Origin of the sequence: Shewanella sp. Choline-02u-19 (assembly GCF_002836205.1) — a bacterium.
Classification (GTDB): domain Bacteria; phylum Pseudomonadota; class Gammaproteobacteria; order Enterobacterales; family Shewanellaceae; genus Shewanella.
On sequence record NZ_PJBE01000012.1, the window covers coordinates 536,595 to 560,458 of the forward strand.

Genomic DNA, 23,864 nt, shown 5'->3' on the forward strand with positions numbered 1-23,864 from the left:
ATGCACAGACCCTGCGATTCTTTTTGGCTATGAGTTAGCCGTCAGCGGAGTGATGTCTGCTTGCGCTGAGAACACAAATCGACTTAAAAACAGTGTCATTGAAATAGTGGCAACGAGAGTGATGGCCATCATGTGGATAAAGTGGAATGGGCTCCAAATAAAGGTAAACACTGCATAAACTAATACCCCAAATACTAAACCGACTTTAATCGCCTTGGCACTGACATTCTTAAACACCAGCGCACAGATAAATGCCGCCAACACTGGCATGGAGTACAAGCCATTAAGCTGTTGCAGCAAAGAGATAATGCTCTTCGATTCTGCAAATACAGGCACCAATGCCACCGATATTAGGGTAAAGACGAGAGCAACCCGAGTCCCAATCTTTTTCACATTAGCGTTTGGGTTGATATAATTTTGGTGGATGTCACAGGTATACAATGCGGCTGCTGAGTTCAAACATGAATTGAATGAACTCAATACCGCACCTGCCATTACGGCGGCAAATGCGCCAGACATCCAACTTGGTAGTATATCGCCGACTAATCTACCGTAGGCCACATCACCTATGTCTCCGTATAGTTTGTAAGCCACAATGCCGGGTAACACGACGATAATTGGAATGATTAGTTTCATCACTACTGCGGCATAGAGGCCTTTTTGTGCTTCTTCGACAGACTTTGCCGCTAACGCTCGTTGGGTGATCACCATATTGGTGCCCCAGTAGAATATTTGAATGAAGATCATGCCGGTCAGCAAGGTGTGCCATGGAATATCAGATTGGTCATCACCGATCAGTGTCAGTCGCTCAATGGGCACACCAGAGAGATCCCAGTTGACGGCGTTTAATGCTAGATAAGACACCACAATGCCCATGAGTATCAAGCCAATGCCATTTAAACTATCGGATATCGCAATCGCGCGTAGTCCGCCGAAAATGGCATAGATGGCACCCACAATGGCAAAAATAATGGCTAGAGCGATGACTGAAATGGATAAGCCAAACATTGACTTCATAAACAGTGAGCCGGTATAAAGCACCACAGGAAGCAAGATAAAGGCATAGCCAAGCATAAACAGCACTGAGACCATTGCGCGGATCCCTTTGTCATTGTATTTACGCTCAAGTAACTCAGTTGTAGTGGTGCAATTGTACTTGTAGTAGATGGGGATCAGCCACTTAGCGAGAATGATTAAGCCAATTGCTGCGGAGATTTCCCACCAGGCAATCAATAGGGTTTGGGCGCCATTCATGCCCACAATCTGCTCGGCACTGATATTGGTCATCATGAGTGAACCTGCAACGACAAACCAGCTTAAGCCGCCGCCAGCAAGAAAGTAGTCTTTGCTGTCGCTGCTGTCTCGCACTATTTTACGGCACTTCAGATAAGTGATTAGGCCGACTAATGCTGTTAACCCCAAAAATATGACCAGCTGAATAACTTGTTCCATGTCTATCCTTTATTATCAATATCTTCCCCCTAGGTCCAATTAACAACTGACTTTAGGTTCGAATTATTCCCTGTGATTAAGGTTTTGTTCTTGCTTGGTGTTGAATGTCACTGTTAGCAGCCACAGGCTCAATACTAAAATTGAACTGCATCGGCTGGGCTTTAATGCGATAAGGCTGATGAACTTGCCTGCCCCATGATGTGTCCCCACCTACGCCCATCTGCTTATAATCAATATTCCAAGTGACAAAATCCCGAATAGGGATCTCTGCGCCATGGTTAGTGGTTACGGGCACCAGTCCTGACGCTGAACCTGAGGCATCGCCTTGTCTAAAGTCGATATCCGCTTGGGCAAAAGGCCACAGACTGGTTTGTAATGTCTCGCTTGCGTGTCCTGCTTTTGCCAGCAAGCCATTACCGTTAGCATCTGTTACCGCCACATAGCGTACGTCGGTTCTTTGGCCTGTTTCTTGTGGTCTAGAGTAACGGTGAAAGGCTTTATCAATAGACAGTGCAAACCAGCTGATAGGGTTACCTGATTTTCTATCAGCATAGGTCTCTTCAGGACCACGCCCAAAGTAATGCATAAAGCGCTGACTGAAAGGCAGCTGTGTTTGAAAGCCAAAGCGCAGTAGATCGGCAAGTTCAATATCGCCTGGAATGAATTTGCTCTGTACTAGCAACTGCTTATCAGTGCTAATTTGGTAGCGACTGCTAAGCGTAAAATCGAGCGTAGCGTGGTGCTGAATAACCTCAATGCTGTATGGGTCACTGCGCTTAATCGAAATCAGCGTCAGCTCCTGAGCGGCATCTTGCCATGCACCAGCCCACTTAGGCATTTGGTTACCTAAGTCGTTGTCAGTAGGGGCGCGCCAAAAGTTAGCCATTAATGGGGCCGTTAATTGCGATTGGCTATTTTGCTTAATATCGGCGAGCCAACCGGTTTTTTTGGAGATTAAATAGCGTGTCTCATTGCCGCCTAATTGCCAAAATTGGTCATGTTCAGTGATGACCTTAGCTAATTTTTGCGGCTTAGCGGTTGCTTGTTGCAGTGGAAATTGGGCAAAAGCGATGCGATGGTCGGTGGGCAGCATGGGTTGTGGCTTATCGACGAGTACCTCTAATAACACAAGGTATTCATGCTGTTTATTGAAGCGCGAGCGCCCAATGGGCAAAGTGATGAGTTTAGATTGCCCCGCTTCAACCATAGGCACCGCCATTACGCCGCTGCTAAACTCACTACCATCTTGCTCAACAGTCCATTTTAAACGCAGCCCTTGAGTGTCTATAAAGTCATAGCGATTTTCGAGCTCAAAGCTCATTGTCTTCGTCGCGGCTACAAATTGATTGAAACGCAGTGGTTGGTACACCTTTTTGACTTCACTGAGGTGCGGGTGTGGGTTGCGATCTGGATCAACCAAACCATTATTGAGAAAATTACCATCGGTTGGCATATCAGGATGATAATCTTTGCCGTAAGCCCAATAACGCTGGCCGTTTTTGTTGCTAAAGGCCAAAGACTGATCAACCCAGTCCCAAATAAAGCCGCCTTGTAGCTGTGGGTAGCGTTCAATTACATCCCAATAGTCTTGTAGGTTACCCACCGAATTACCCATAGCATGGGCATATTCGATCATGATCAGCGGGCGATCTGTATGTTCCTTGGCATATTTTGTCAGTCGTTCAATGGACGGATACATAGGGGCGACAATATCGGTATAGGCATGTTGTCCCGCAGGTTCATATTGCACTGGGCGGCTTGGATCGCGCAGCTTTACCCAATCGTATAATGCTTCGAATAATGTGCCTTCACCCGCTTCGTTACCCAAAGACCAGATGATAATCGAAGGGTGATTTTTATCTCGCTCGACCATACGCTCTACCCGTGCTTTATGGGCGGGCAACCAGCTCATGGTATTGCCTAGCTGTGTATTTTCATTAATCGCCAGTGGGTGAGATTCGATATTGGCTTCATCAATGACATACAGCCCATATTTGTCGGTTAAGCTGAGCCAATAAGGGTCGTTAGGATAGTGGCTGGAGCGCACAGCATTAATATTATTTTGCTTCATTAAGCGAATGTCAGTTTCCATGCTGGCACGGCTGACGACATGGCCATGGTCTGGGTCAGTTTCGTGTCTATCGACACCGCGGATGGTAATGGCTTTATTGTTAACTAACAGCTGACCCGCTTTTATTTCGATGCGGCGAAAGCCTACTTTTTGACTGCTTGCTTGTAGGAGCTTACCGTCAGCCGCTTTAAGGCTCAGAAGTAGTTGATAGAGTGCCGGTGTTTCAGCGCTCCAAAGGTTGGGCTGCTGAACCTTGAAATCAATGATTTGGTTATGATGTTCATTAAATGCTGAGACAGCTTGCTCGCCTTGTTTGATGCTAATGCCTTGCGGAGAAATCAGTTGATAGCGAAGGCTGAGCTGCTGCGTCTCTATGGCCGCTTTTGCATGGTTATTAAGTTTAATGTTAATGGCCATATTGGCGTTAGAGAGATCTTGGCTGAGTGTGTAGCCGGCATCAATATCAGCGATACGTTGTTTCTCGGTGGCGTACAGATAGACATCTCGTTCAATGCCACTGACCCGCAACATGTCTTGGCTTTCAAGGTAGCTGGCATCGCTCCAGCGTATTATTTGCAGCGCGATGAGGTTGTCACCTTGCTGAAGGTAGGGCGTAAGATCAAATTCAGCTGGGGTTTTAGCGCCTTGGCTATACCCGACTTCAACGCCATTGATATGCGCACTCAATGCAGAGCGTGCGGCACCAATATGCAAGAATACCTGTTTGTGCTGCCACGCCTTAGGCAGCTCAAAATGACGTCGATAGCTGCCTGTCGGGTTATGATCTTCGGGGGCATCTGGCCAAGTGGTGGTAAAAGGGTAACGCTCATCTAAGTAGATGGCGTGACCAAAGCCTTGAGTTTCCCAATTACCCGGCACCAGAATGCTTTGCCAATCATCTAGGTTAGCGTCTTTTTGTGCAAAATCCACAGGGGTAGAGAAGGGGTTCTTGGCGTAATGAAATTGCCAACGGCCATTAAGGTCGAGGAAGTTGCCACTGGCTTTGTAATCATCATCGAGCGCTTTTGAGAACGATGAGTAAGCAAAAAAACTGGCGTGGGGAGCTTGTTTGTTTTGTTCGAAAATAAGGTGGTCTTGCCATCGCTCAGCTTGAGCTTGTGAGAATTGGCTCACTAGGCTTAGCATAATTAACCCAATCAACTTAGCGTAAAAATATTGCGTGCTTGGCTGACAAGTTAAGGCTATGAACGGTTGATTGTTATTTTTGGTTAGCATCGTATGTTATTTGGCATTATTTTTATTGTGCCAAACAACATACGTGATAGTAAGAATAATGTATACAATATATCTAGGTGTATACTTTATCAGCCTGTAAAGGTGAGTTAACGGTCACTTCGAGGGTGATTCACAGCTTCGGGGTGATCAGGTACAGCGCCTTGAGGGCTGAGTAACTCTTTGACCACATGATCAACAAAACCCGCACCCGCCGCTTCGTATAGGTTATAAACACTGTGCACACCTGATTCACTCAGGGCATCAGCATCTTCTTTATACTGCACGATAGCACTCAGTTTACCTTGGTAATCTAGGCGCTTAAGCTGCTCAACTGCAAATAGGTTACCTACGTGATGCGGCATTGCCAGTAACACTAATTCTAGATTAGGGGCTTTATCCAGTTTCTCCCAAAAGTCGGTATCAGAGGCATCCCCTTGAACCACATTACGCCCTTGTTTATGGTGAAAGTCGACCAACTCTTGCTTGTGTTCAACGCCAAGGATTTCCCCTTCATATTGCACTCTTAACTCGTCATATGCACCCGAACCAATTCGGCCCATACCCAGAATAAGAAACCTTGGATTACCTACAAGGATAGGGCGGTCTTCTGGATGTAACGGGTGTTTCTCTAGTCGTTGTAATCGACGTTGGTATTTTTGATAAAGTCGATTAGCAGCAATATTTAGCGGTGCAGAAAACAAAAAGCTAAAACTTAACGCGACGGCTAAAATGACCATCCATTGCGATGGTAACCAGCCTTTTGAGGTGGCGACAGCAGCAACAATTAAGCCAAACTCACTGTAATTACCTAGGCTAAAGGACGTTAGCAGCGAGGTACGTGAACGCAATTTAAAGTGCGTTAACAGATAGAGGAATAACATGATTTTTATCGGTACCACAAGTACCAATATCGCCGCTAAGCCGATATCTGAGAAGGAGGGGAGACCATTGAGACCCACGGTAAGGAAAAAGGCGACTAAGAAGAGCTCTTTAAAGTAAAACAGTGACTTTGCCAGCTCTGATGACTTTGGGTGTCCCGCCAATAGAATACCAATGACCAGCGCGCCGAGATCCGGCTTTAGGCCGACTATTTCAAATAACCATGCGCCCATCACTAACGCCATGACTAAGCCGAAAAGGACCAGCAGCTCACCGTGTCCAACGCGGTCAAATAACTTGTAAATTAGTGGTTTTGCTAAGGGAAGTAACAACAACCCTAGCGCCCAATATGAGGGGATATCCCCTTTAGAAATCGTCAAAAAAGCGACGGCAAAGATATCTTGCATAATCAAGATACCAATCGCAACGCGTCCATAAAGGGATTCCATATCACCTTTATCTTCTAAGATTTTTACTGCAAGAATGGTACTCGAAAAACTCAAGGCAAATGCTAACAACCCGAGCTGGTTTAGTTCAAGCCCGGTCAGTTGCTCTAAGCCGAGTAAGCCTAATAGCTTCAACAGTGGAATGAAAAACAGCATGGAGCCAAGCAGATGCAGGCTGGAGCCTGCCCAAACTTCTACTTTAAATAAACTGCGAATATCCAGTTTAAGGCCAATGGCAAACAAAAGTAGGGTGACGCCCAAGTTAGCCAATTGTTCTAACATGGGTAGGCTGGATTCTTCAATCCCAAACAGAAACAACACAAATCCCGCTACTAAATAGCCGATCAATGGGGGCAGCCCCACACGGCTAACTAACATGCCGCAGGCTAAGGTGATAATGAGTATCGCGGGTTCCATGGTGCTCCTTGCAAAGCTTATATTGATGCACCATTGTACTAGAAGTTTATGAAGTTGAACTGAAAATTAGTAAATATTTATAGTTTGTTATCGGCTGAAGGTAGATGTTGGGCAGCTGCTATAAATTAACAAGCAAGTCAAAAAAGAGATGCAAATTATGGATATAAAAAAGCCTCTGCCAAATGCCCAAATGAAAGGGTAATTTAGTACAGAGGCCTAATTTTGTGTTGTTACTTCACCAGATGATCAAGGTGTTCGGCAAATGCTTTAGGACGCATAAAACCGGTCACTCTTAAGTCATCTCTTATGGCGCCGCTTTCATCAAACATGAGCAGTGTTGGTAAGCCTAAAACGTCGTAATACTCTAGTAGAGCAACATCGATATCATCGCTTTTAGTGACGTCAGCTTGTAGCAGTACCATCTTGTCCATACGTGCCATTACCGCTTCATCTTTGAAGGTGATGGCTTCAAACTCTTTACAAGCAACACACCAGTCAGCGTAGAGATCTAACATCACTGTTTTACCTTGTGCTGAAGCTGCTGCAATCTCACTGTCGAGATCTTCAAGCGACTTAATACGCTTAAATGTATGGCTTTGCTGCGCTGAAGTTAGGTTAGCGTTGGCATGAGACGTAAAGCCAAAATGATTCATAACAGCTTGCATACCATAGGAGAAACTCCCAAGGAAAATAAGCAACAGTAGTATTGCTCGGGTGGTTTGTTTCCAGCTAAATTCCGTTAGCTTATTTTGATGCATTAGGTAACCGACAAAAACAACGCCCCAAAGTGACCATAAGACATCGGAGATAAAGCCTGGCCAAATTCGCCCTAGCATGACGATAGAGACCGCAATCAGTAGGAAACCAAAAATGGTCTTGATGATATCCATCCAGCGCCCGGCTCTTGGTAGAATTTTTCCGCCAGAGGTACCGATAATAAGCAGCGGTATTCCCATGCCCATACTCAACACATATAGCGCTAAGAAGCCTTGCAGTAGATCGCCAGTTTGTGCCACATAAATGAGTGCACCAGATAAGGGAGCCGTAGTACAAGGCGAGGCGACTAATCCTGAGATAACGCCCATCAAGAACACGCCAATGACGTTGCCGCCTTTTTGGCTGTTCGATATTGAATTCATCTTCTCTTGCCACTTCGATGGCAGTTTAAGATCGTACAAGCCAAACATTGATAAGCTTAAAACGAAGAATAATATCGCCAGCACAATCAGTACAGCCGGGTGCTGCAACGCCGCTTGATATTTCATGCCAGCGGAGGCAACAACAAGTCCTACTAACGAGTAGGTGATTGCCATACCTTGGACATAAACCATCGACAAGCCAAAGGCTTTAGCGGTAGAGAGCTTTTCTCCTTGGCCGACAATGATGCCTGACAAAATGGGATACATCGGGAACACACACGGCGTTAATGCCAGTCCAATGCCCAAACCAAAGAAGATCACCAAGGTCCAAATAAGGCTATCGCCTGCAAGCATTTGGTTTAAGCTATCTTGTTGTGTAATTGGGACAACGTCGGTATCGCTAGCGGCAGTGGCCTCGCTACCGGGTATATCGAGTATGCCGTCATTGGCGCTAACTTCGGTTAGCACTGCGGTGCGTTTGGTCGGTGGGAAGCAGAGCTTACCTTCGGCGCAACCCATAAAGGTGACGTTGAGTGTGTCTCCCGCCGCCGCTTCTTTTATTGCAACCGGCATTTCGACATAAGAGTAATAAACTTCTTGCTCGCCAAAGTACTCGTCGTTGTGAGACTTACCTTTAGGCAGCGCTATTTCGCCCAGTACTGCGCCATCAGCTTCAAACTTGAGTTTGTCGCGGTACATGTAGTAGCCGTCGGCAATAACCCAGCTGATTTTGACCTTATTGCCTTCTTGTTGAAAGTCGAAAACAAATGCTTGATCGACAGGCATCAGTTCAGGTTCGCCCTTTAAAAAGGAGAATTTATTGGTATTGAAAATGTTTTCGGCATGCGCTAACGGGCTAAGCAGTAGCAGGGAGGCTAAAAACAGAGTAATGATTTTTTTCATGGCTGTGTGGTTTCTTTTATCCAATCAAAATAGGCTGGCAATCCCTGTGTTACAGGTACTGCTATTAGCTCGGGAACATCGTAGGGATGCAGTTCCAATACTGCAGTTTCAATCGCTGCGTAGTGCTTGGCGAGACACTTAATCTGTAAACAGAACTCTTTTTCTTCACAAATCTCACCTTGCCATTCATATACGGATGTCATCAAGGATGAGATCTGTACACATGCAGCAAGTTTGCCCTGTACTAGCGTGTGAGCTAAAGATTTAGCCAACGCTTCGTCTGGGCTGGTGGTCATTACCAGTAAGAATTCATTGTCCATTAAACACATCTTTCCTGTTGATGGCTTGCTCAATGTGCACTGCACAGATTAAACCTGCTTTAAGGTTATTGAGGTAAGCTTGTTGCTGCGATTACCACTAACGGTACTTTACGTGTTTTGCCTAAAGCATGCATTAAGGCATTGCTAAAATAGTGATACCAGTAGTTTTTGCTTACAAATGCTTAGGCATTTCAGCTTAAACACTGGCGATTCACCTGTTTATTGTCATAATTCAACCCTGTATTAGGCGAGAGTTGGCTATGCGACTTGAAAATAGACCGACTAACCCCAATTTAGTTTTCATCACCACAAAAAAATGTGAGGTCAGTGTGTTTTTTATTTTGTTAATAATTTTTGTTTTAGTGCCTGTAATGGAGCTATCTGTACTGATCCGAGTGGGTGAAGCCTTCGGCAGTTGGACCACCGTGGGATTGGTTATTTTTACCGCCGTGGTCGGCGTGTCGTTAGTGCGAAGTCAAGGTATTAGCACCTTGATGCAAGTACAACAAAAGATGGCTCGTGGCGAAGCGCCAGGGCAGGAAATTGTTGAGGGCATGATGTTAGCGGTCGCAGGTCTACTGTTGCTTATTCCCGGTTTTGTCACCGATTTTCTGGGCTTGATTTTGTTAACCCCCTTTACTCGAATTCCTGTCGCGGGTTATTTCTACAAGCGAATGCAGCTTAAAGTTAAAGCCAATGGCGGCTTTCAGGCGGGTTTTGGTCCAGGCGCTGGCATGGGCGGCCAAGGTAATCCATTTGGTCAGCAAGGTGGTCAATCACCCTTTGATGATAACAACACTTTTGATGGTGACTTTGAACGCAAAGTGGATCCTAGTGATAAACGTCCTGAAACCCACCAAGTTGAAAGCGATTTTGATGAGGACGACAACAAACATCCAGCTGATAAACCAGAACCTAAATCTAAACCATAGCGTTAGCCCTGTTTCGGATTTCGCGGATAAAAGAGATCCGGTTTACGTTCTACATGGTTAAATTTGCGGGTGTTTTTATAGGGAAGTTTCATAAATCCTGATACCCCTTTGCCTTGTATTTTATCGACATGACTTAAAATTCGGTCTAAACAGCCACGAAATGCCGCTTGTTTTCTCGGGTTAAGCAAGCGTAAGTAGCTGTGGATCTTCATGTGGTTAGGCAGTGCTTCGAAGATGATGCAGCCGGTATGATGGATCTGGTTGATTATCGCAAGTTCAGTCATGATCTCTTTTGGAAGTTCTAAATTTTCCTCTGGATCGCGACCATCTTCAAAGTAAGAGTGCAGTCTGGATCGATCTTCCAAAGAGGGCACATCACCGACTTCAAAAGGGAGCTGTTGTTCGCAAGCCATGATAAAGGGTTGCTGGCTGTCTTCCCGCTCAATATGCAGAGTATCTCTGGCGTTAAAGAAACAGGCTTTAAATACCCCGATACGGTGAATGCCGCAGGCCAGAGTGACCATGTTATTGACCGAGATTGTTAAGGCTTTCTTCTGACTTTCATTATATAACGCAAGATTAGAATCAATAAATACCCCGTTTTCTCGCCAATGAATAGCCAAGCCACCAACGATGTCATATTGCGCTAAACGCCCCACCGCGGCGATAAACCCTTTTTCAGTATCGCCCATACCCGCCATAAAGTTACGGTAGTATTTCTCTAACTGTAGGTCATCCATTTTGGCGATGGGGTCGTCCGCATTGTGCTCTTTTAGAAAGGCTTTACGTGAGCTATAGCTCACCGTTTCAACTTCTTTATTGCTCGCCAATACCCAAACAGGGATCTCAGCGATAAGCGGTCCTGTATTGATTTCTGGCAGGTGCATTCTATGGCTATGTGCCATGCTTTTGACGAAGTAATCACCCGCTTTCTTTCGTTGAATAGGATCTTCACTCAGCATACCATCCAGCGTTTTGGCAAGTTCAACGGGTAAGCCAATGCTGGTGGCAGGAATGACTTTACTGCCAAAGCGACTGGCTTGACCGGAGGCTAATGCATAGAGTGTTGCAGCGACGCCTTGCTCATCAAATCGTGGACTCGACAGTGCCCCATTCAATTGCTCTTCACCGATAAAATACACATCACCCATACGGGCATTAGTATGCTGATGATCGCTCGACATTAAGTCCATTACATTGCCGTTTACGGGATTGCCGTCATTGTCGCGCTGGGCGAATACCGCAGAGCCCCAATCAATTAAAGACAAATGTTGGCTTTGTAGATCATAAACTAGGTTTGACGGTTTAATATCGCCATGGATAAGCGGTCGGCCATTATGTAAATACTTGAGGATCGCCGCTAATTGGCGTGCAATGTTCATCACTATTGCCACAGGCAGAGCGCCAATACGTAAACAGAGTTGCTCTAAGTCCTCTCCTGGTGCTCTGGCCATCACCAGAATACCTTGCTTACCCACATGCTGAAATTTGATTGCTGGGGGCACATTGGGATGAATGACCTGAGACAGCATGAAGGCTTCCTCTTCAAGCCTATCCTGCACATGCTGCGGTAGCGTTAAGCGAGAGAATTTAAAAACATGAGCCTGGCCTTGTGCGTTAACCCCCGCAAATACAAAGCCATAAGCACCTTTACCCACTAACTCGAACTCTTCATAGCCGAGCTTACTGAGTTGCTGCTTACAGAGTCTTATCCACGCGCGATGCTTACGTGCATCATTTGCTGCAAGCAGATAGATCGATTGCTCTTCAGAGATATAAAAGTGCTGTAGTTCGGGCGTTTGCAATGCTCACTCCTTGTTATACTAATTCCCACTGAATGAACAAATTAGTATTAATGCTCCTTATTAAATCAACATTAGCCGCGATAGTCCAAGCTGATTGAATCAGAAGAAAAAATTTGCTGTTTAAAAGGGAGGAGTCAGTCACACCTAACTAATTATTTCGGAAGAGATATTGATGTACATCAATTCTGTAACAATAAGAGAAAGGTAATCTTGAAGTCAGTACTAATATGGAAGATATAAACTTAATTGAGTAAGTGCAATCTGCACAAGGGTGATTATATGTCAGGGTTAGATAAGTCGCGGTTGATCGAGTTACTCGAGTATCCTAGGCAGCGTATTCTTCAGTCGATGGAGTTGAATCAATGTCCACATGCGGGATTTTTCAATCATACCGACATGCAGTGCATCAATTGTCATCAAGGAATGGAATGCACATGGATGAATCACAATGATGAAACCATAGCTGTCGATCAAAAAACCGAAGAAGAGATTAAGCAGCAGTTACTCGTCGCTGTCGATTTTATTGATTCGAGCCTTAGTCCACACCATTTGTCTCGTCGTCATTGTGAATGTGAAAACTGTACCTGGCTGAAAAATGTACAAAAAGCGTTAAATATTTCTGCTAAATAATCAGCTTGGTTTTCCTTTTGCTAATCTAGAGTGTTGGCTTTAAAGTATAGGTAAGCGTGGTATACCAAACTTGAGATATCGCTAGGCGGTGGTTTCCCTTCTGTTTTACGATAAATATATCAAGCCTTAGGATATACCCTATTTAATACTTTAGGACCTTCGCTATGCAACCAAGCTTTTGGCACGACAAATGGGATGCCCAACAAATCGGCTTTCATCTCAGTGCCGTAAACCCGTTATTAATTCAGTATTGGCCCCAGTTGCACCTAGCCGCAAGCGCCCAAGTGTTTGTGCCTTTGTGTGGTAAATCTTTAGACATGTGTTTTTTAGCTGAACAAGGTCATGATGTGCTGGCTTGTGAGTTAAATGACCTGGCAGTGTCGCAGTTTTATCAAGATAATGACCTACCTTATAGCGTCGATAAAACGGCTGAACATCGGCGTTACCACACCGAACAGATCACTATTTATCAAGGTGATATTTTCACTTTGCACAGTGCTGAGATGGCAAGTACCGTAGCTTTTTATGATCGAGCAGCGCTAATCGCTTGGCCTGAAGAGATGCGAATTAACTACGCAAAGCAACTTGCTCACTTGATCCCTATTGGGAGTGTAGGGCTATTAATTACCTTAGATTACCCGCAAGCAGAGCTTAATGGTCCGCCATTTGCGGTATCGGAGGATTGGGTCATGGCAAACATGAGTGATAAGTTTGAGATTGAATGCTTAGTGACAAATGATGTGCTAAGTGATAACCCACGCTTCGTGAAAAAGCAGGTGTCTTCGTTAACCGAGTCGGTTTATAAGTTAACGAGAAAAGCGTAAGAGCTGATTAAGAGCCGGATTAAAGCCGAACAAAGACGATAGGAGCCGATTAAGAGTCGGTAGAAGCCGAACAAAGTCGGTAGAAGCTGAACAAAGTCGGTAGAAGCCGAACAAAGTCGGTAGGAGCCGAACAAAGTCGGTAGAAGCCGAACAAAGTCGGTAGAAGCCGAACAAAGTCGGTAGAAGCCGAACAAAGTCGGTAGAAGCCGAACAAAGTCGGTAGAAGCTGAACAAAATCGGTAGTAGCCGAACAAAGTCGGTAGAAGCCGAACAAAGTCGGTAGAAGCTGAACAAAATCGGTAGTAGCCGAACAAAGTCGGTAGAAGCTGAACAAAATCGGTAGAAGCCGAACAAAGTCGGTAGAAGCCGAACAAAGTTAGTAGAAGCCGAACAAAGTTAGTAGAAGCTGAACAAAGGCGGTGAAGCCGGAAAAGATAGTCGCTGATTATCTTTTATCTTTTATCTTTTATCTTTTTTTATCGTCAGCGAAGCGTTCCGTAAGTGAGCCTGTGAACGTTCTGTCATCTGTAGCGCAGCGTTCGTCTTGGCACTTTTCGTCTTAGCGGTTTCGGCTGTTAACCGTCTTAGCTTGTTCCAGTTATTCCAGCCATTAAAAAAGCGACCTAAAAGGTCGCTTTTTTTTGCTTTCAATCGTTAGAGAGTCTTAAGACTCAATCGATTAGAAGTTGTAACGAACGCCAACAGTGAAGATGTTGTCATCTTCTAGGTCAACTTTAGCAGTACCCACTTTGTGGTCGCCTTCGTACATAGCATAGTGGCCATATACTAGAGTTGATTTAGAGATCTTGTAGTCAGCACCAACAGTGATAACTTGAACATTTACGTCAGTACCATCTACAGCAGTGATGTTTTTGTAGTACTTACCAAAACCGCCTTCATCTTTACCGTATTCAGCTTTTAGGTTAACGCCGTTTAGGTTGTAAGCAACGTTCACGAAGTAAGAGTTACCTTCCTGGTCAGTTGTTTGGCTTTCAGTGTTCTGGAACAGACCACCGATTTTGAAGTCGCCTAATTTAACTTGAGCAACACCACGGTAAGCATCGATGCCACCAATAGTGTTATAAGCTGCAGCTACATAGTAGTTCTGAGCTTTAAGTTTCTTGTCACCAATAGTCGCGCTTAGTGCGTACTGGTCATCATAAGAAGATACAGCATCTTTATCTTCAGAATCAATGTAGTTATCTTCCATTAAGTACGTTGCGTTTAGCGTCACTAAATCTGCAATCTTTGGAGAATAGTACCAGATACCGTCAGCAGCACGAGTTTGACCACCAACTAAACGGTCAATATCGGCATTTGAGTTACCAAATAAATCAACGCCACCTTCAGCTTGCTTGAATACTGTGTCGTTACGACCAACAAGTACTGTACCAGCAGAAGACTTAAGCCCTAAGAAAGTGTTACGAGCTTTGAAAGTATCACCAGAGTTAGTAGTGTTCTCTACTTGGAACTCCATTTGGTAAATAACGTCGATGTTGCTAGTTAAGCTTTCGCTACCCTTAACACCTACATGAGAGAAGTTATTTTCAATAACGGTGCCTGATTTACTATTTTGGGTAGTTGCACCGGCATCTGAATTGGTTACAGATAGATCTAAACGGCCGTAAAAGCTAGGACTTTCGGCTAGCGCGCCGAAAGAAGCTAGGGTTAAAACTGATGCCACTGATGCAGAGATAAGTGTCTTTTTCATTTCATTTGCTCCCAGAACCTTAGTTCTTATACGTTTCTTATGGTTTTTTACATAAACTTTTGTTTTTGTTACAAGCATCCGAGCTCATAACAATTGTGGGAGCAAATATTACAGTTTTATGGCTATGAGATTGTGGGCTAGATCAAGTTTTTAGTTTTCCACGATAGAATTGCTGCTTTTTTGTGGTGATTAAATTGTTTTGGTTGCCTAAGTGGTCATTTAGATAAAAAACACCTTAACAATGTATCTCTAAAGAGGTATAGCAGTGACCTTCGATTAAAATTATTAATGCTTAATTTACAAGTTTGAAAGCGTTAGTAGCAGATATTGCTGGTCATGTTGAAGCTTTAAAAATTAGTGTGAGCGGCTTGTAGCACCAAAGTTGGCTGAGATGTCTGAAATGTTGCTTTTACGTTGCATTTAATTGTGTTTTGATAATTAGCGGCAATAAAAAAGGCAGCTTTTGCTGCCTTTATTAATTAGATATTGCTGCTAAAAATCTAAACGCACACCAACAGTGACGATGTCGTCACTTAAGTCTTGCTTGACGCTACTTAGCATCATGTCACCATCATATTTAGTATAGTGGCCGTAAACGAGCATGTTCTTGCTTAGACGGTAGTCTGCGCCAACACTGAATTGTTGTATGTCGACATTGCTAACCGTTTCCAGTGAACCGTCATTGCCACCAACATAGCGGCTAACATATTTACCTAGACCTGAGTCATCGGCACCGTACATGGCCTTAAGCTTTAAGTTACCCATTACATAGGCGGCGTTTACAAAGTAAGTATCGCCTTCTAAATTGTCATACTTACTGTCAACGTGTTCACTGTTTTGGTAAAAGCCACCAAGAATGACATTACCAAGTTTAACTTGAGCAACACCACGGTAAGCGGTTACATTTTCAATGCTGTCATTATAGGCAGCTGATACGTAGTAGTTTTGTGCTTTAAGGGCTTTATCACCAATGGTAGCACTAAGGGCATACATATTATCAGTGTATTTTTCTTCGCCATCAGTATCTAGTTGGTCGTAGTTGTCATCCATCAAGTAGGTGGCATTCAAGGTCACTAGATCGGCGATTTTTGGTGAGTAGTAAGTGAAGCCATCTGCACTACGTGTTTGGCCTGCAGCTAACAGATCGATGTCTGAGTTAGTATTACCGAAGAGGTCAAATCCACCTTCCGCAGCTTTGAACACGGTATCGTTACGACCGACAAGTATGGTACCCGCAGCGGCAGACTTAAGGCCTATAAATGTATTACGCGCAGCGAAGGTATCGCCAGAATTATCAAAGTTACTGACACCAAATTCCATTTGATAAACAACTTCTAATCCATCATTAATTTTTTCAGTGCCTTTAACACCTAACCAAGAGAAGTTGTTTTCGATGATGGTGCCAGATTTTTGGTTTTGAGTTGCAATACCCATATCAGAGTTGGTGATTGCAAGATCAGCACGGCCATAAAAATTAGGGCCATCAGCTAATGCTGTAAAAGAGGTGGCGGCTAGTGCTGAGATAATCGTGGCGGACAGAACCGTTTTATTCATTTTTATTTTCATCTTCATCTTCCTGTAGCGTGTTGCAATACTAAGTTTGGGCTTGCAATCTCGGCTATTTGACTAGCTGAATAACCAAGCTGAAGCTGTATTTTCGGCCAAAATATACATTGAAAGAAAAGTTAGATGCGTGATCTTGATCATGTTCTGCTGATGATGCGTGATATTGGTCATGGTTGTTTACTTATATTAAACAGGCATTTAATTCAAATGAGATGAGTAGTTACAATGATATTCCTAGTTTACCTTTTTTGGCCAAAGCTGTTCACATAGCTCTCATTGTTGATGGTAAAACTTTAGAGTTTTACGCAGATTTGAGATAAAATCGACCATCGCGTTCTATCTATTACATCTCCCAATCGAGTATTACCTTGAAAAATCAAATGTTGTCAGACGCCTACTTAAATCGTTTTGCTGGAATTGGCCGTTTATATGGTCAAGAAGCACTGCATTATTTTGCGCAATCTCACGTGGTTGTTGTAGGCATTGGTGGTGTCGGCACTTGGGTCGCTGAATCACTGGCAAGAAGTGGTGTAGGCCAAATCAGCTTGATCGATCTTGATGATATTTGTGTTACTAACACTAATCGTCAATTACACGCGTTAAAAGAGACCATTGGTGAATCTAAAGTCGAAGTGATGGCGCAGCGCCTAAAGCAAATAAATCCAGAGTGTATCGTCAATGAAATTGAAGACTTTATTACCGTCGACAATTTATCAGCCTATTTTCAAGGTAAGAAGGCTGGTGGCGATTTGGACTACGTTATTGACTGTATTGACGCGGTAAAACCCAAGACAGCACTAATAGCCTGGTGTAAACGCCAAAAGTTACCGATTGTAACTGTGGGTGGTGCGGGTGGACAGTCAGATCCGACCCAAGTGCAGGTGACAGATCTTGCGAAAACCTATCAAGACCCTCTGCTGGCTAAGGTGCGTAATTTACTGAGGCGTGAGTATAATTTTTCAAAAAATGTTGCTCGTCGATTTGGTATTGAAGCGGTATTTTCTACTGAGCAGCTCGTTTACCCACAAGCAGATGGCTCGGTTTGCAATACGAAGGCTGCGGCAGATGGCAGTATGCGTATGGATTGTGCTTCTGGTTTTGGTGCGGTTACCGTGGTGACGGGCACCTTTGGTTTTGTGGCTGTCAGTCGAGTACTGACTAAGCTCGCAGCTAAAGCAAAGCTCACAGAATCATTATAGTCATTATAGGTATCTAGCTGATGATACTTATTCTCTTCCTCACGGTCAGATGCTGTCTTTCTGGCGGTGAACCGTTTTTGCACTAAATAATTTGATCCTTATAGTTTTGACGCGATCTTTGGCATATTTTTTGCTTTTATCTAGCTAATAACAGATTTCTGACACTGGATTTAGCTATGCAAAAAATGAGTTTCGCTGCACTTTCTTTTAAAGAAATATCAATTAAAAAATTGATATTTAAAGCAATGCTGTGGCTTTCATTAGCATGTGCGGCACTGTTATTTAGCCCTGTCACATTATTAGCATCAATTAAGCTTGATGAATTTGCAGAACGTTATGCACATTTTATTGGCTTAGGCTTGATTATAGGTGCAGCCTATTTATTGACGCAGATCCTCAATTATTTTCTCGACGAAGCGATTAGCTATTTAAGTGACAAACGATCAGTTGAAGTGATTGAAGAGAAGGTTAAACTGCTCGACCCTATCGAACGTGCTTTACTGAGAGAATTCTTTCTACAAGGTGAAACGATTTTAACCTTGCCTGAAGCTGAGCAAGCCGTTAAAAGTTTATCTACAACGGGTATCTTGGAGCGTCTTGGAAACCAGAAGCACTACGCTATTCAAGGTTCAACTGCAGACTTTAAAATATCGATGCGTGCGCGAGAGCACTTAAATCGTCAAGTATTACGTTTCCCTATCGGTGAGCCAAGCCCTGAACAGATGAAAAACCTGATTAAAGCCCGTCCGCAGTTTATCAATAGCTTTGTCACACCACGTAAGCACGCCGCATAACAATTGTGGTTACGGAAATATAAATAGACAGCCAGTTATTGCTGAAAGGCATTGTGCTCTGATATAAAAACAGCACAAAAAAATGGGGGCAAATAGCCCCCTGCATTAATAGAACGTTGGAGATTAGTTCTCAGGATCCGCAGACTTGGTATAGAACATCCACATTAGATAGGAAACGATGCCTATCGTACTAAAAATAACGATCATTGATAGCAAGCCGATAGCGTTGCCAAACATCAAATCTAACCAGAATGCCATGTGCGAAATCCTCTTTCTTATTAATTCATAGCCAAAGTACTCCTGTCCTAACCAGCAGTAATTGATCTCAGTCAAGTTAGCGCTCTGTTATTAGAAATTTGATGCGTTATTGTTAATAAGGATGGTATTGATCACGTTTCACTAATTATCTTGTTAGCTAAAGTAAGTTTTTAACGCCGATTAGATGCAATCTACGGCACTTGAGTCTGAATTTTGTTCAGTTGATGAAAAAGTCAAATCAAAGTGCTTGCCATTCCTATATCCACAGGTATAATCCGCATCACTCCTTGAGGTTCACCTCTTTGAGTACAGTAACAAAGCCTGAGTGGTGGAATTGGTAGACACGTCGGATTCAAAATCCGATTTCGAAAGAAGTGACGGTTCAAGTCCGTCTTCAGGTACCATTTCTCTTAAAGAGAAATAATCAAGCCGACATTAAGTCGGTTTTTTTGTGTCTAAAATTTGTGGTTTTACTGTAATTCCCCTTTGTTCGTCATTCCTCAACGCTAGTTTTTTTCCATCTAACCGATGTAGCGCAGTCAATCGCCCGTGCACCATGTCGATAAGCTAAAGCGCCGGTGCTGATGATTCATAGAGAGGATGATCATTGGGCTAATTTCGAACATGCATTGGCACTGTGGGACGCTTTAGATGAGGCTTAACACTCTGACGAGTGGCTGGTTAAAGTAAGAGGGTGTGGTTTCTACAAGGAAGAGAGCATTATTGAGGTTAATATATAAGATATTGGCCTTTCTAGATAAGTACATCGGCCACTAGTCTCTGATATAAAAAAGGCATCCGTGATGAATGCCTTTTTTATGAAACAGCTGATTATTAACTCTTTAGGATCTCTAAAGGTAGCGCTAGCATATCGTCACCGCTACCGGCAAAGTACCAGATAATGCCGATGAATGAGCCAACGGTGACTAGGTACCATACGGTAGAAAATATCTGCCCGTAGCGATCGAGTGGTAACAAGTGACTTTGGTGCCGAGCTTTCCATTCAAACACTATTTCAGCACTACCGATAAGCAGTAAGAAGCCTAATAGCGCTAAGCCTAAGGTATAGCTGATATATACACCCACCGCAGCGCCTGCAATACACGCGACTAGCCCCATTACGCTGTTCATTGAAAAGCTGATGCTTTTTAAAATATGTCCACCATCGAGCGGCAAGATTGGCAGCAAATTAAACAGATTGAGCAGGGCGTTAAAAGCGGCCAGTCCGGCAAAAAAGATGTTACCGGTTACCCAGTAGGCAATTAATGCTGCGATAGACATGAGCAGGCCGAAAGTGGGCCCCATTATCGAGATCACCACATCTTGCCAGCGAGTATTAATCTTTTCATCGCTGAGGGCTAAGCCCCCCATAAAAGGGATGAGGTAAATACCTTTGGTTTTCATGCCAAAGTGTTTCATAGCACGGATATGGCCATATTCGTGAAACACTAAGCACGCGATTAACGCAAGTGCAAACTGAAACGAAAATAACCAAGAGTAGGCGGCAACACTGGCCCCCGCGAGAACAACTTTAATCACCTTGGCGCTTTTGAGCAGTTTGAAACCTAGCGACGCTAAGCCCACCATACTAAATTGCTTTTTCTCTGCAATGGCGATAGTCGGTACTTGCTGCTCAATGTCTTTGGTGTTGCGTTGGCCACTACTGATGATGTGTTCATCATGTAGAAGACGATAATCGATGACAAAAGGCTGCCAAGTGAGATCGGTCTCTAAGGTGATCTTTAGCGTTTTCTGTTGCGGCGCTTCAAGCGCATCAGTTGCGGTTGGGGCGGCAGTGTTAAGTTCGAAAGTATGGCTTTTAAAGCCTTCATTCTCAGTACTTGCTTGGATCACTGAGACTAAGGTATCGCCCCAAAAGAGTTGTTGCCAACCTGCCATCGATCCCTCTAGGCGAAGAGGTTTTCCAAGGCAGTCAATGTTCAATAATTCCACGTCATATCTCAACGATTTAAAGTAACGTTATTATGCCGTCAAATAGCGTTATCCCCAAGCTACTTCAACATGCTCGTTTCAGAGCTCCCGAAGGGCAAGACGAGAAGCAACATTTTGCTGCGTTCTCTATTGATAAGACATAAATATTGAGTTCCGACGATATGGATGCAAAAGGTAGAGCGAAGCACGACTGAATGGTCTATTTTGTTCCATACAAAATAAGACATTTCCACCTTCCTTGGCGGTCAGATTCAGGAGGTAGAATAACGGATGGAGCAGTACCGAGGATGCCAGAGCTGAGATTAACGGCCTTGAATTTCGTCAATTCTTGACATGCTCAATCCTGAGGTCGTTTAGGTATATAAGATAACGGATCCTAGTTTTACTCTGTAGTGAGTTACTTTTTAAGACTGTAGTCGAAGTTAATCTCTTGATTGTCATTGGTGATGCTGCAAGGACCATGCTCTCGTTGAGTGCGGTTAAATGCTCCGCCAATATGGATTTCAATATTAGCAAAAACATGCTTTAAAGCGTCAACTCTATAGTTTTTATAGTAACCCGTTATCTCTTGCTGAATGGCTTCATATTCGAGTTGCTCTTGCAGTTTAGTACTGGCAATTCGACGTTTTTCCTCAAGCATCACTTTGACTTGTTCTACCATCATTTCATCGTCTTGCCACTGAGCTTTGGGTGGCAGATTGCCGAGTTGCCCTTCAATGTTTGAAATGGCCACCATCATAGAGCTAATGCTGTCTTTAAGTTGTACTAAATCTTGCTTGAACTCACTGATATTCATAGCACAGAATATTTCTGTCTTAGTCCCCGCGGTAGCACCAATAGCGACCACCTTTAAGCCTTTATCAACCTCAACTTTTCCGCCAACTAAATCGCCACGACGGCCGGTACTATCGCAGACCGTCAGCTGTTGTTTAGTTTTAGCATGGCTATGAAGCAATTGCTTAGTGACTAAGATATTGCCTATAGCTTCAAGCGTTGAATATTGCACAAACTGAGCGCTGATCTGACCTTGTGCTTTTAGGGTCGTGGATAGTTCGCCCTCTTTTAATTGCCGGCCTATAACGCCTTTGCTGACGGTAATATCACCTTGGGCAATAAGGGTTGCTGAGTCGACAAATCCCATCACGGTGATATCGCCTGAACTCTTTACCAGCATGCCCTCACCAACGTCGCCAGTAATCAATACGCTGCCTTTAAAGTCGACATGTCCGTAGCCGACATTAACATCTTTTATCTGTAATACATCATCAACCTGCATCCCCAGTTTGTTTTCCACGGGTTGTCCTGCGACTGCAGCGATTAATAAGTTGGCATTGTTATCGCAAAATTTGGTGCCATTGCCTGCAACGAGTTTGAGATCTTTGCCCGGTTTGGCAAGCAGCTTATTACCACAAACATTGTAACCATCGACGCCTGCTGTCGCAGGGTGTTTCAATATAAGTGCATTGCCTGGTTTTACCGTGATCACAGCCCCCAGATTACGCATATCGACACTGCCGTCGCTATTCTCTTGGGGTTGCAATAGGCGTTCTCGGGCGAGTAGTACTTTTCGCTCTAAACGAGCTGACTGTCCTTGTACAGCAGTGCGACCTTGGGCAATGATATTGCTACATTGCTCCCCCGGTTGTAGTGATGAGAATTGCGTTAATGAGAGATCGATTTTTGGCTTGCTAAGGCCGAGCTTTATTTGCTGTAACTTTAAGTTTTGTAAAATATCTTTGAGGGTGACGTCTTGACCGCCGTAGGCTGCGGTTAAGGTCATTGATGCTTGCATTTTGTCTTCTGAGAGCTCAAAACTAATGCTGGCATCTCGGCGCTGTGCAATGGCAAAAAATAGCTCATGTTGACCATCATCTTGGCTACAAAGTTGATTTACTTGAATAACGGCTTTGCTGATGATTTCTTTTAGCGGTAATAGATTGGAAAAACCAGGGAGCGCTAGCAGTCCCATCAAGTCCATTTCAGTAATAGGACCATGGGTGTTAGGGATCAACTTTAACTCGGCTTTTTCGCCGTCTGTGCTTAATTCTATGAGCTCTGGGTGCAGCATGAAGATCCCTATCATTTATTCATTATTATAAAGAGATTGGGGTCGAGTATAACCACATAACACACAGCCATGAAAGTATAAGGCATATAACCTGAGACTAAACTCACAGCTAAGAGGTAACAATGATATTGGTATAAATATTCAACGAGTTAAATATTTATACCATACTTTTATATTTTATTTTAGCGTTTCAAGTTGGAGTAAATTTTGTACCGGCTATTTTCAGCTCCGACGTTAACGCTACCAAATTTTTCAGCAATACAGTCTGAGTAAGGGAGGTGTCGATTAGCGACAATATGGAACATGCCACCTTTCGCTAAATTTTCAGCACTGGCTTTTACAAAATCGATGGCAATAGTGGTGAGACGGTTTAAGCCGTCATGAAAGGGAGGATTGGAGATAATGCCGTCGTAGCTCTTGGTGGTTTGTGCCATACCGTCAGATGCAAATACTTCAGCTTCAAGCCCGTTGGCCTGCAGGGTGAGCTCGCAAGATAGCAACGCCATCGCATTGATATCGACACATTCAAGTTTTAGTTTTGGTTGGGCGGTTAATAATGCCGCGGCAATGACGCCTGCACCGCAACCAAAATCAAGTACGGTTCCGCGCATATTAGGTAAATTATCGAGTAATAACTTAGTGCCTTCATCGAGTTTTTTCTCACTAAATACACCGACCATATTGCAAATAGTAATTTCACCTTGAGGTGTTTGCACTGGGTACTTGCTGCACCAGTCTTGTATTTTTATTTCTGGCGCTTCGCGATCGAGTTCACTGGTAAATACAATACAGTGGCGAGCGTTATCCGCTTTAAAGGCTTTGTCGAAGTAGTCTGGCAGTAGCTTAGGCAGTGACTTTATTCCACCTTTATTCTCGCCAACCACAATCAATTGCCCTTGTAGTTTAAGATGCTTGGCTGCAAGGTTAAATAAGTAAGGTGCTAATGCTTTAGCTTTAGGGAAATACACAATAACGCTATCAAAGCGTTCTTGGTTAGGGAGTTTGTGGCCAAAATACAGCTGTAGATTAGTTGCTGCGTGGGGCTGCATTATAAGGTGGTGATGGAAATCTAAGGCTAAAGCGCTCACGCTTGAGGCACTGTCTAATAATGCTTTAGGTAGAGTATCGCCTTCATAATTGAGTACTAAAACAGAGTGGCCGTTAACTAAATGACTATTTCTAAGAAGGGCTTGCGAAGCATTGGTTAGCATGAGTTTTCAAGGTCTGGTAACAAGTGAGTGTAATTATACCCAAACCACCT

At 43.8% G+C, this 23,864-nt stretch carries 17 protein-coding genes and 1 tRNA gene; 6 read left to right on the top strand and 12 right to left on the bottom strand.

Annotation, left to right across the window (positions count from 1 at the left end):
* Window positions 1-27: 27 nt before the first annotated feature.
* The 5 genes from CXF83_RS04430 to cutA form a co-directional block, all read right to left on the bottom strand.
* Complete coding sequence (locus CXF83_RS04430) at window positions 28-1,452, bottom strand: solute:sodium symporter family transporter (protein ID WP_101092428.1); 1,425 nt, start codon at window positions 1,450-1,452, stop codon at window positions 28-30.
* A 76-nt stretch (window positions 1,453-1,528) separates the two neighbouring features.
* Window positions 1,529-4,669, bottom strand: a complete 3,141-nt coding sequence (locus CXF83_RS04435; RefSeq protein ID WP_101092481.1) for a glycoside hydrolase family 2 TIM barrel-domain containing protein — start codon at window positions 4,667-4,669, stop codon at window positions 1,529-1,531.
* A 197-nt stretch (window positions 4,670-4,866) separates the two neighbouring features.
* Window positions 4,867-6,501: a cation:proton antiporter family protein gene (locus tag CXF83_RS04440; RefSeq protein WP_101092426.1), complete on the bottom strand. Its 1,635-nt coding sequence runs from the start codon at window positions 6,499-6,501 to the stop codon at window positions 4,867-4,869.
* Window positions 6,502-6,731: 230 nt separating this feature from the next.
* Window positions 6,732-8,543, bottom strand: coding sequence for a protein-disulfide reductase DsbD (locus CXF83_RS04445; protein WP_101092424.1), 1,812 nt, complete (start codon window positions 8,541-8,543; stop codon window positions 6,732-6,734).
* On the bottom strand, window positions 8,540-8,863 hold the full coding sequence (cutA, locus tag CXF83_RS04450; protein WP_101092422.1) for a divalent-cation tolerance protein CutA: 324 nt from the start codon (window positions 8,861-8,863) through the stop codon (window positions 8,540-8,542). The genes CXF83_RS04445 and cutA overlap by 4 nt, the downstream gene beginning before the upstream one ends.
* A gap of 329 nt (window positions 8,864-9,192) precedes the next feature.
* On the opposite strand from cutA, the gene CXF83_RS04455 reads away from it, so the two are divergent.
* A complete protein-coding gene (locus CXF83_RS04455) occupies window positions 9,193-9,795 on the top strand; it encodes an FxsA family protein (protein ID WP_101092480.1) in 603 nt (200 codons plus the stop codon).
* A gap of 2 nt (window positions 9,796-9,797) precedes the next feature.
* Here CXF83_RS04455 and CXF83_RS04460 read toward each other — a convergent pair whose 3' ends face one another.
* Window positions 9,798-11,600 carry a serine/threonine protein kinase gene (locus tag CXF83_RS04460; protein ID WP_101092420.1) on the bottom strand — a complete coding sequence of 601 codons (1,803 nt, stop codon included), beginning with the start codon at window positions 11,598-11,600 and terminating at the stop codon, window positions 9,798-9,800.
* Between the two features lie 279 nt (window positions 11,601-11,879).
* Between CXF83_RS04460 and CXF83_RS04465 the strand changes: the two genes are divergently transcribed.
* A complete protein-coding gene (locus CXF83_RS04465) occupies window positions 11,880-12,230 on the top strand; it encodes a hypothetical protein (RefSeq protein ID WP_101092418.1) in 351 nt (116 codons plus the stop codon).
* A gap of 164 nt (window positions 12,231-12,394) precedes the next feature.
* On the top strand, window positions 12,395-13,054 hold the full coding sequence (locus tag CXF83_RS04470) for a thiopurine S-methyltransferase (protein ID WP_101092416.1): 660 nt from the start codon (window positions 12,395-12,397) through the stop codon (window positions 13,052-13,054).
* Window positions 13,055-13,733: 679 nt separating this feature from the next.
* Here CXF83_RS04470 and CXF83_RS04475 read toward each other — a convergent pair.
* The gene (locus CXF83_RS04475; RefSeq protein WP_101092479.1) at window positions 13,734-14,765 is read right to left on the bottom strand and encodes a porin; all 1,032 of its coding nucleotides are present in this window, start codon (window positions 14,763-14,765) and stop codon (window positions 13,734-13,736) included.
* Window positions 14,766-15,257: 492 nt separating this feature from the next.
* Entirely contained in the window at window positions 15,258-16,319 is a 1,062-nt protein-coding gene (locus CXF83_RS04480; RefSeq protein ID WP_101092478.1) for a porin, read from the bottom strand.
* A gap of 395 nt (window positions 16,320-16,714) precedes the next feature.
* Between CXF83_RS04480 and tcdA the strand changes: the two genes are divergently transcribed.
* Window positions 16,715-17,530: a tRNA cyclic N6-threonylcarbamoyladenosine(37) synthase TcdA gene (gene tcdA, locus CXF83_RS04485; protein ID WP_101092477.1), complete on the top strand. Its 816-nt coding sequence runs from the start codon at window positions 16,715-16,717 to the stop codon at window positions 17,528-17,530.
* Between the two features lie 176 nt (window positions 17,531-17,706).
* Window positions 17,707-18,324, top strand: a complete 618-nt coding sequence (locus CXF83_RS04490) for a superinfection exclusion B family protein (RefSeq protein ID WP_101092414.1) — start codon at window positions 17,707-17,709, stop codon at window positions 18,322-18,324.
* 123 nt (window positions 18,325-18,447) lie between these two features.
* On the opposite strand, the gene CXF83_RS04495 is transcribed toward CXF83_RS04490, so the two are convergent.
* Window positions 18,448-18,582, bottom strand: coding sequence for a DUF3149 domain-containing protein (locus tag CXF83_RS04495; RefSeq protein ID WP_101092412.1), 135 nt, complete (start codon window positions 18,580-18,582; stop codon window positions 18,448-18,450).
* Window positions 18,583-18,901: 319 nt separating this feature from the next.
* On the opposite strand from CXF83_RS04495, the gene CXF83_RS04500 reads away from it, so the two are divergent.
* Window positions 18,902-18,986 (top strand) — tRNA-Leu (locus tag CXF83_RS04500).
* Between the two features lie 430 nt (window positions 18,987-19,416).
* On the opposite strand, the gene CXF83_RS04505 is transcribed toward CXF83_RS04500, so the two are convergent.
* The 3 genes from CXF83_RS04505 to CXF83_RS04515 all read right to left on the bottom strand — a co-directional run bounded on the left by CXF83_RS04505 (window position 19,417) and on the right by CXF83_RS04515 (window position 23,814).
* Window positions 19,417-20,535, bottom strand: coding sequence for a site-2 protease family protein (locus CXF83_RS04505; protein WP_101092410.1), 1,119 nt, complete (start codon window positions 20,533-20,535; stop codon window positions 19,417-19,419).
* Between the two features lie 397 nt (window positions 20,536-20,932).
* Window positions 20,933-22,603 carry a DUF342 domain-containing protein gene (locus tag CXF83_RS04510; RefSeq protein WP_101092409.1) on the bottom strand — a complete coding sequence of 557 codons (1,671 nt, stop codon included), beginning with the start codon at window positions 22,601-22,603 and terminating at the stop codon, window positions 20,933-20,935.
* A gap of 182 nt (window positions 22,604-22,785) precedes the next feature.
* Window positions 22,786-23,814 carry a methyltransferase gene (locus CXF83_RS04515; RefSeq protein WP_101092408.1) on the bottom strand — a complete coding sequence of 343 codons (1,029 nt, stop codon included), beginning with the start codon at window positions 23,812-23,814 and terminating at the stop codon, window positions 22,786-22,788.
* Between the last annotated feature and the right edge of the window lie 50 nt (window positions 23,815-23,864).

Bases quoted from the DNA above. Each gene is read 5' to 3' on its own strand.
- CXF83_RS04430 (WP_101092428.1), bottom strand. From the start codon at position 1,452: ATGGAACAAGTTATTCAGCTGGTCATATTTTTGGGGTTAACAGCATTA.
- CXF83_RS04435 (WP_101092481.1), bottom strand. From the start codon at position 4,669: ATGCTAAGCCTAGTGAGCCAATTCTCACAAGCTCAAGCTGAGCGATGG.
- CXF83_RS04440 (WP_101092426.1), bottom strand. From the start codon at position 6,501: ATGGAACCCGCGATACTCATTATCACCTTAGCCTGCGGCATGTTAGTT.
- CXF83_RS04445 (WP_101092424.1), bottom strand. From the start codon at position 8,543: ATGAAAAAAATCATTACTCTGTTTTTAGCCTCCCTGCTACTGCTTAGC.
- cutA (WP_101092422.1), bottom strand. From the start codon at position 8,863: ATGGACAATGAATTCTTACTGGTAATGACCACCAGCCCAGACGAAGCG.
- CXF83_RS04465 (WP_101092418.1), top strand. From the start codon at position 11,880: ATGTCAGGGTTAGATAAGTCGCGGTTGATCGAGTTACTCGAGTATCCT.
- CXF83_RS04470 (WP_101092416.1), top strand. From the start codon at position 12,395: ATGCAACCAAGCTTTTGGCACGACAAATGGGATGCCCAACAAATCGGC.
- CXF83_RS04475 (WP_101092479.1), bottom strand. From the start codon at position 14,765: ATGAAAAAGACACTTATCTCTGCATCAGTGGCATCAGTTTTAACCCTA.
- CXF83_RS04480 (WP_101092478.1), bottom strand. From the start codon at position 16,319: ATGAATAAAACGGTTCTGTCCGCCACGATTATCTCAGCACTAGCCGCC.
- CXF83_RS04490 (WP_101092414.1), top strand. From the start codon at position 17,707: ATGCAAAAAATGAGTTTCGCTGCACTTTCTTTTAAAGAAATATCAATT.
- CXF83_RS04495 (WP_101092412.1), bottom strand. From the start codon at position 18,582: ATGGCATTCTGGTTAGATTTGATGTTTGGCAACGCTATCGGCTTGCTA.
- CXF83_RS04510 (WP_101092409.1), bottom strand. From the start codon at position 22,603: ATGCTGCACCCAGAGCTCATAGAATTAAGCACAGACGGCGAAAAAGCC.
- CXF83_RS04515 (WP_101092408.1), bottom strand. From the start codon at position 23,814: ATGCTAACCAATGCTTCGCAAGCCCTTCTTAGAAATAGTCATTTAGTT.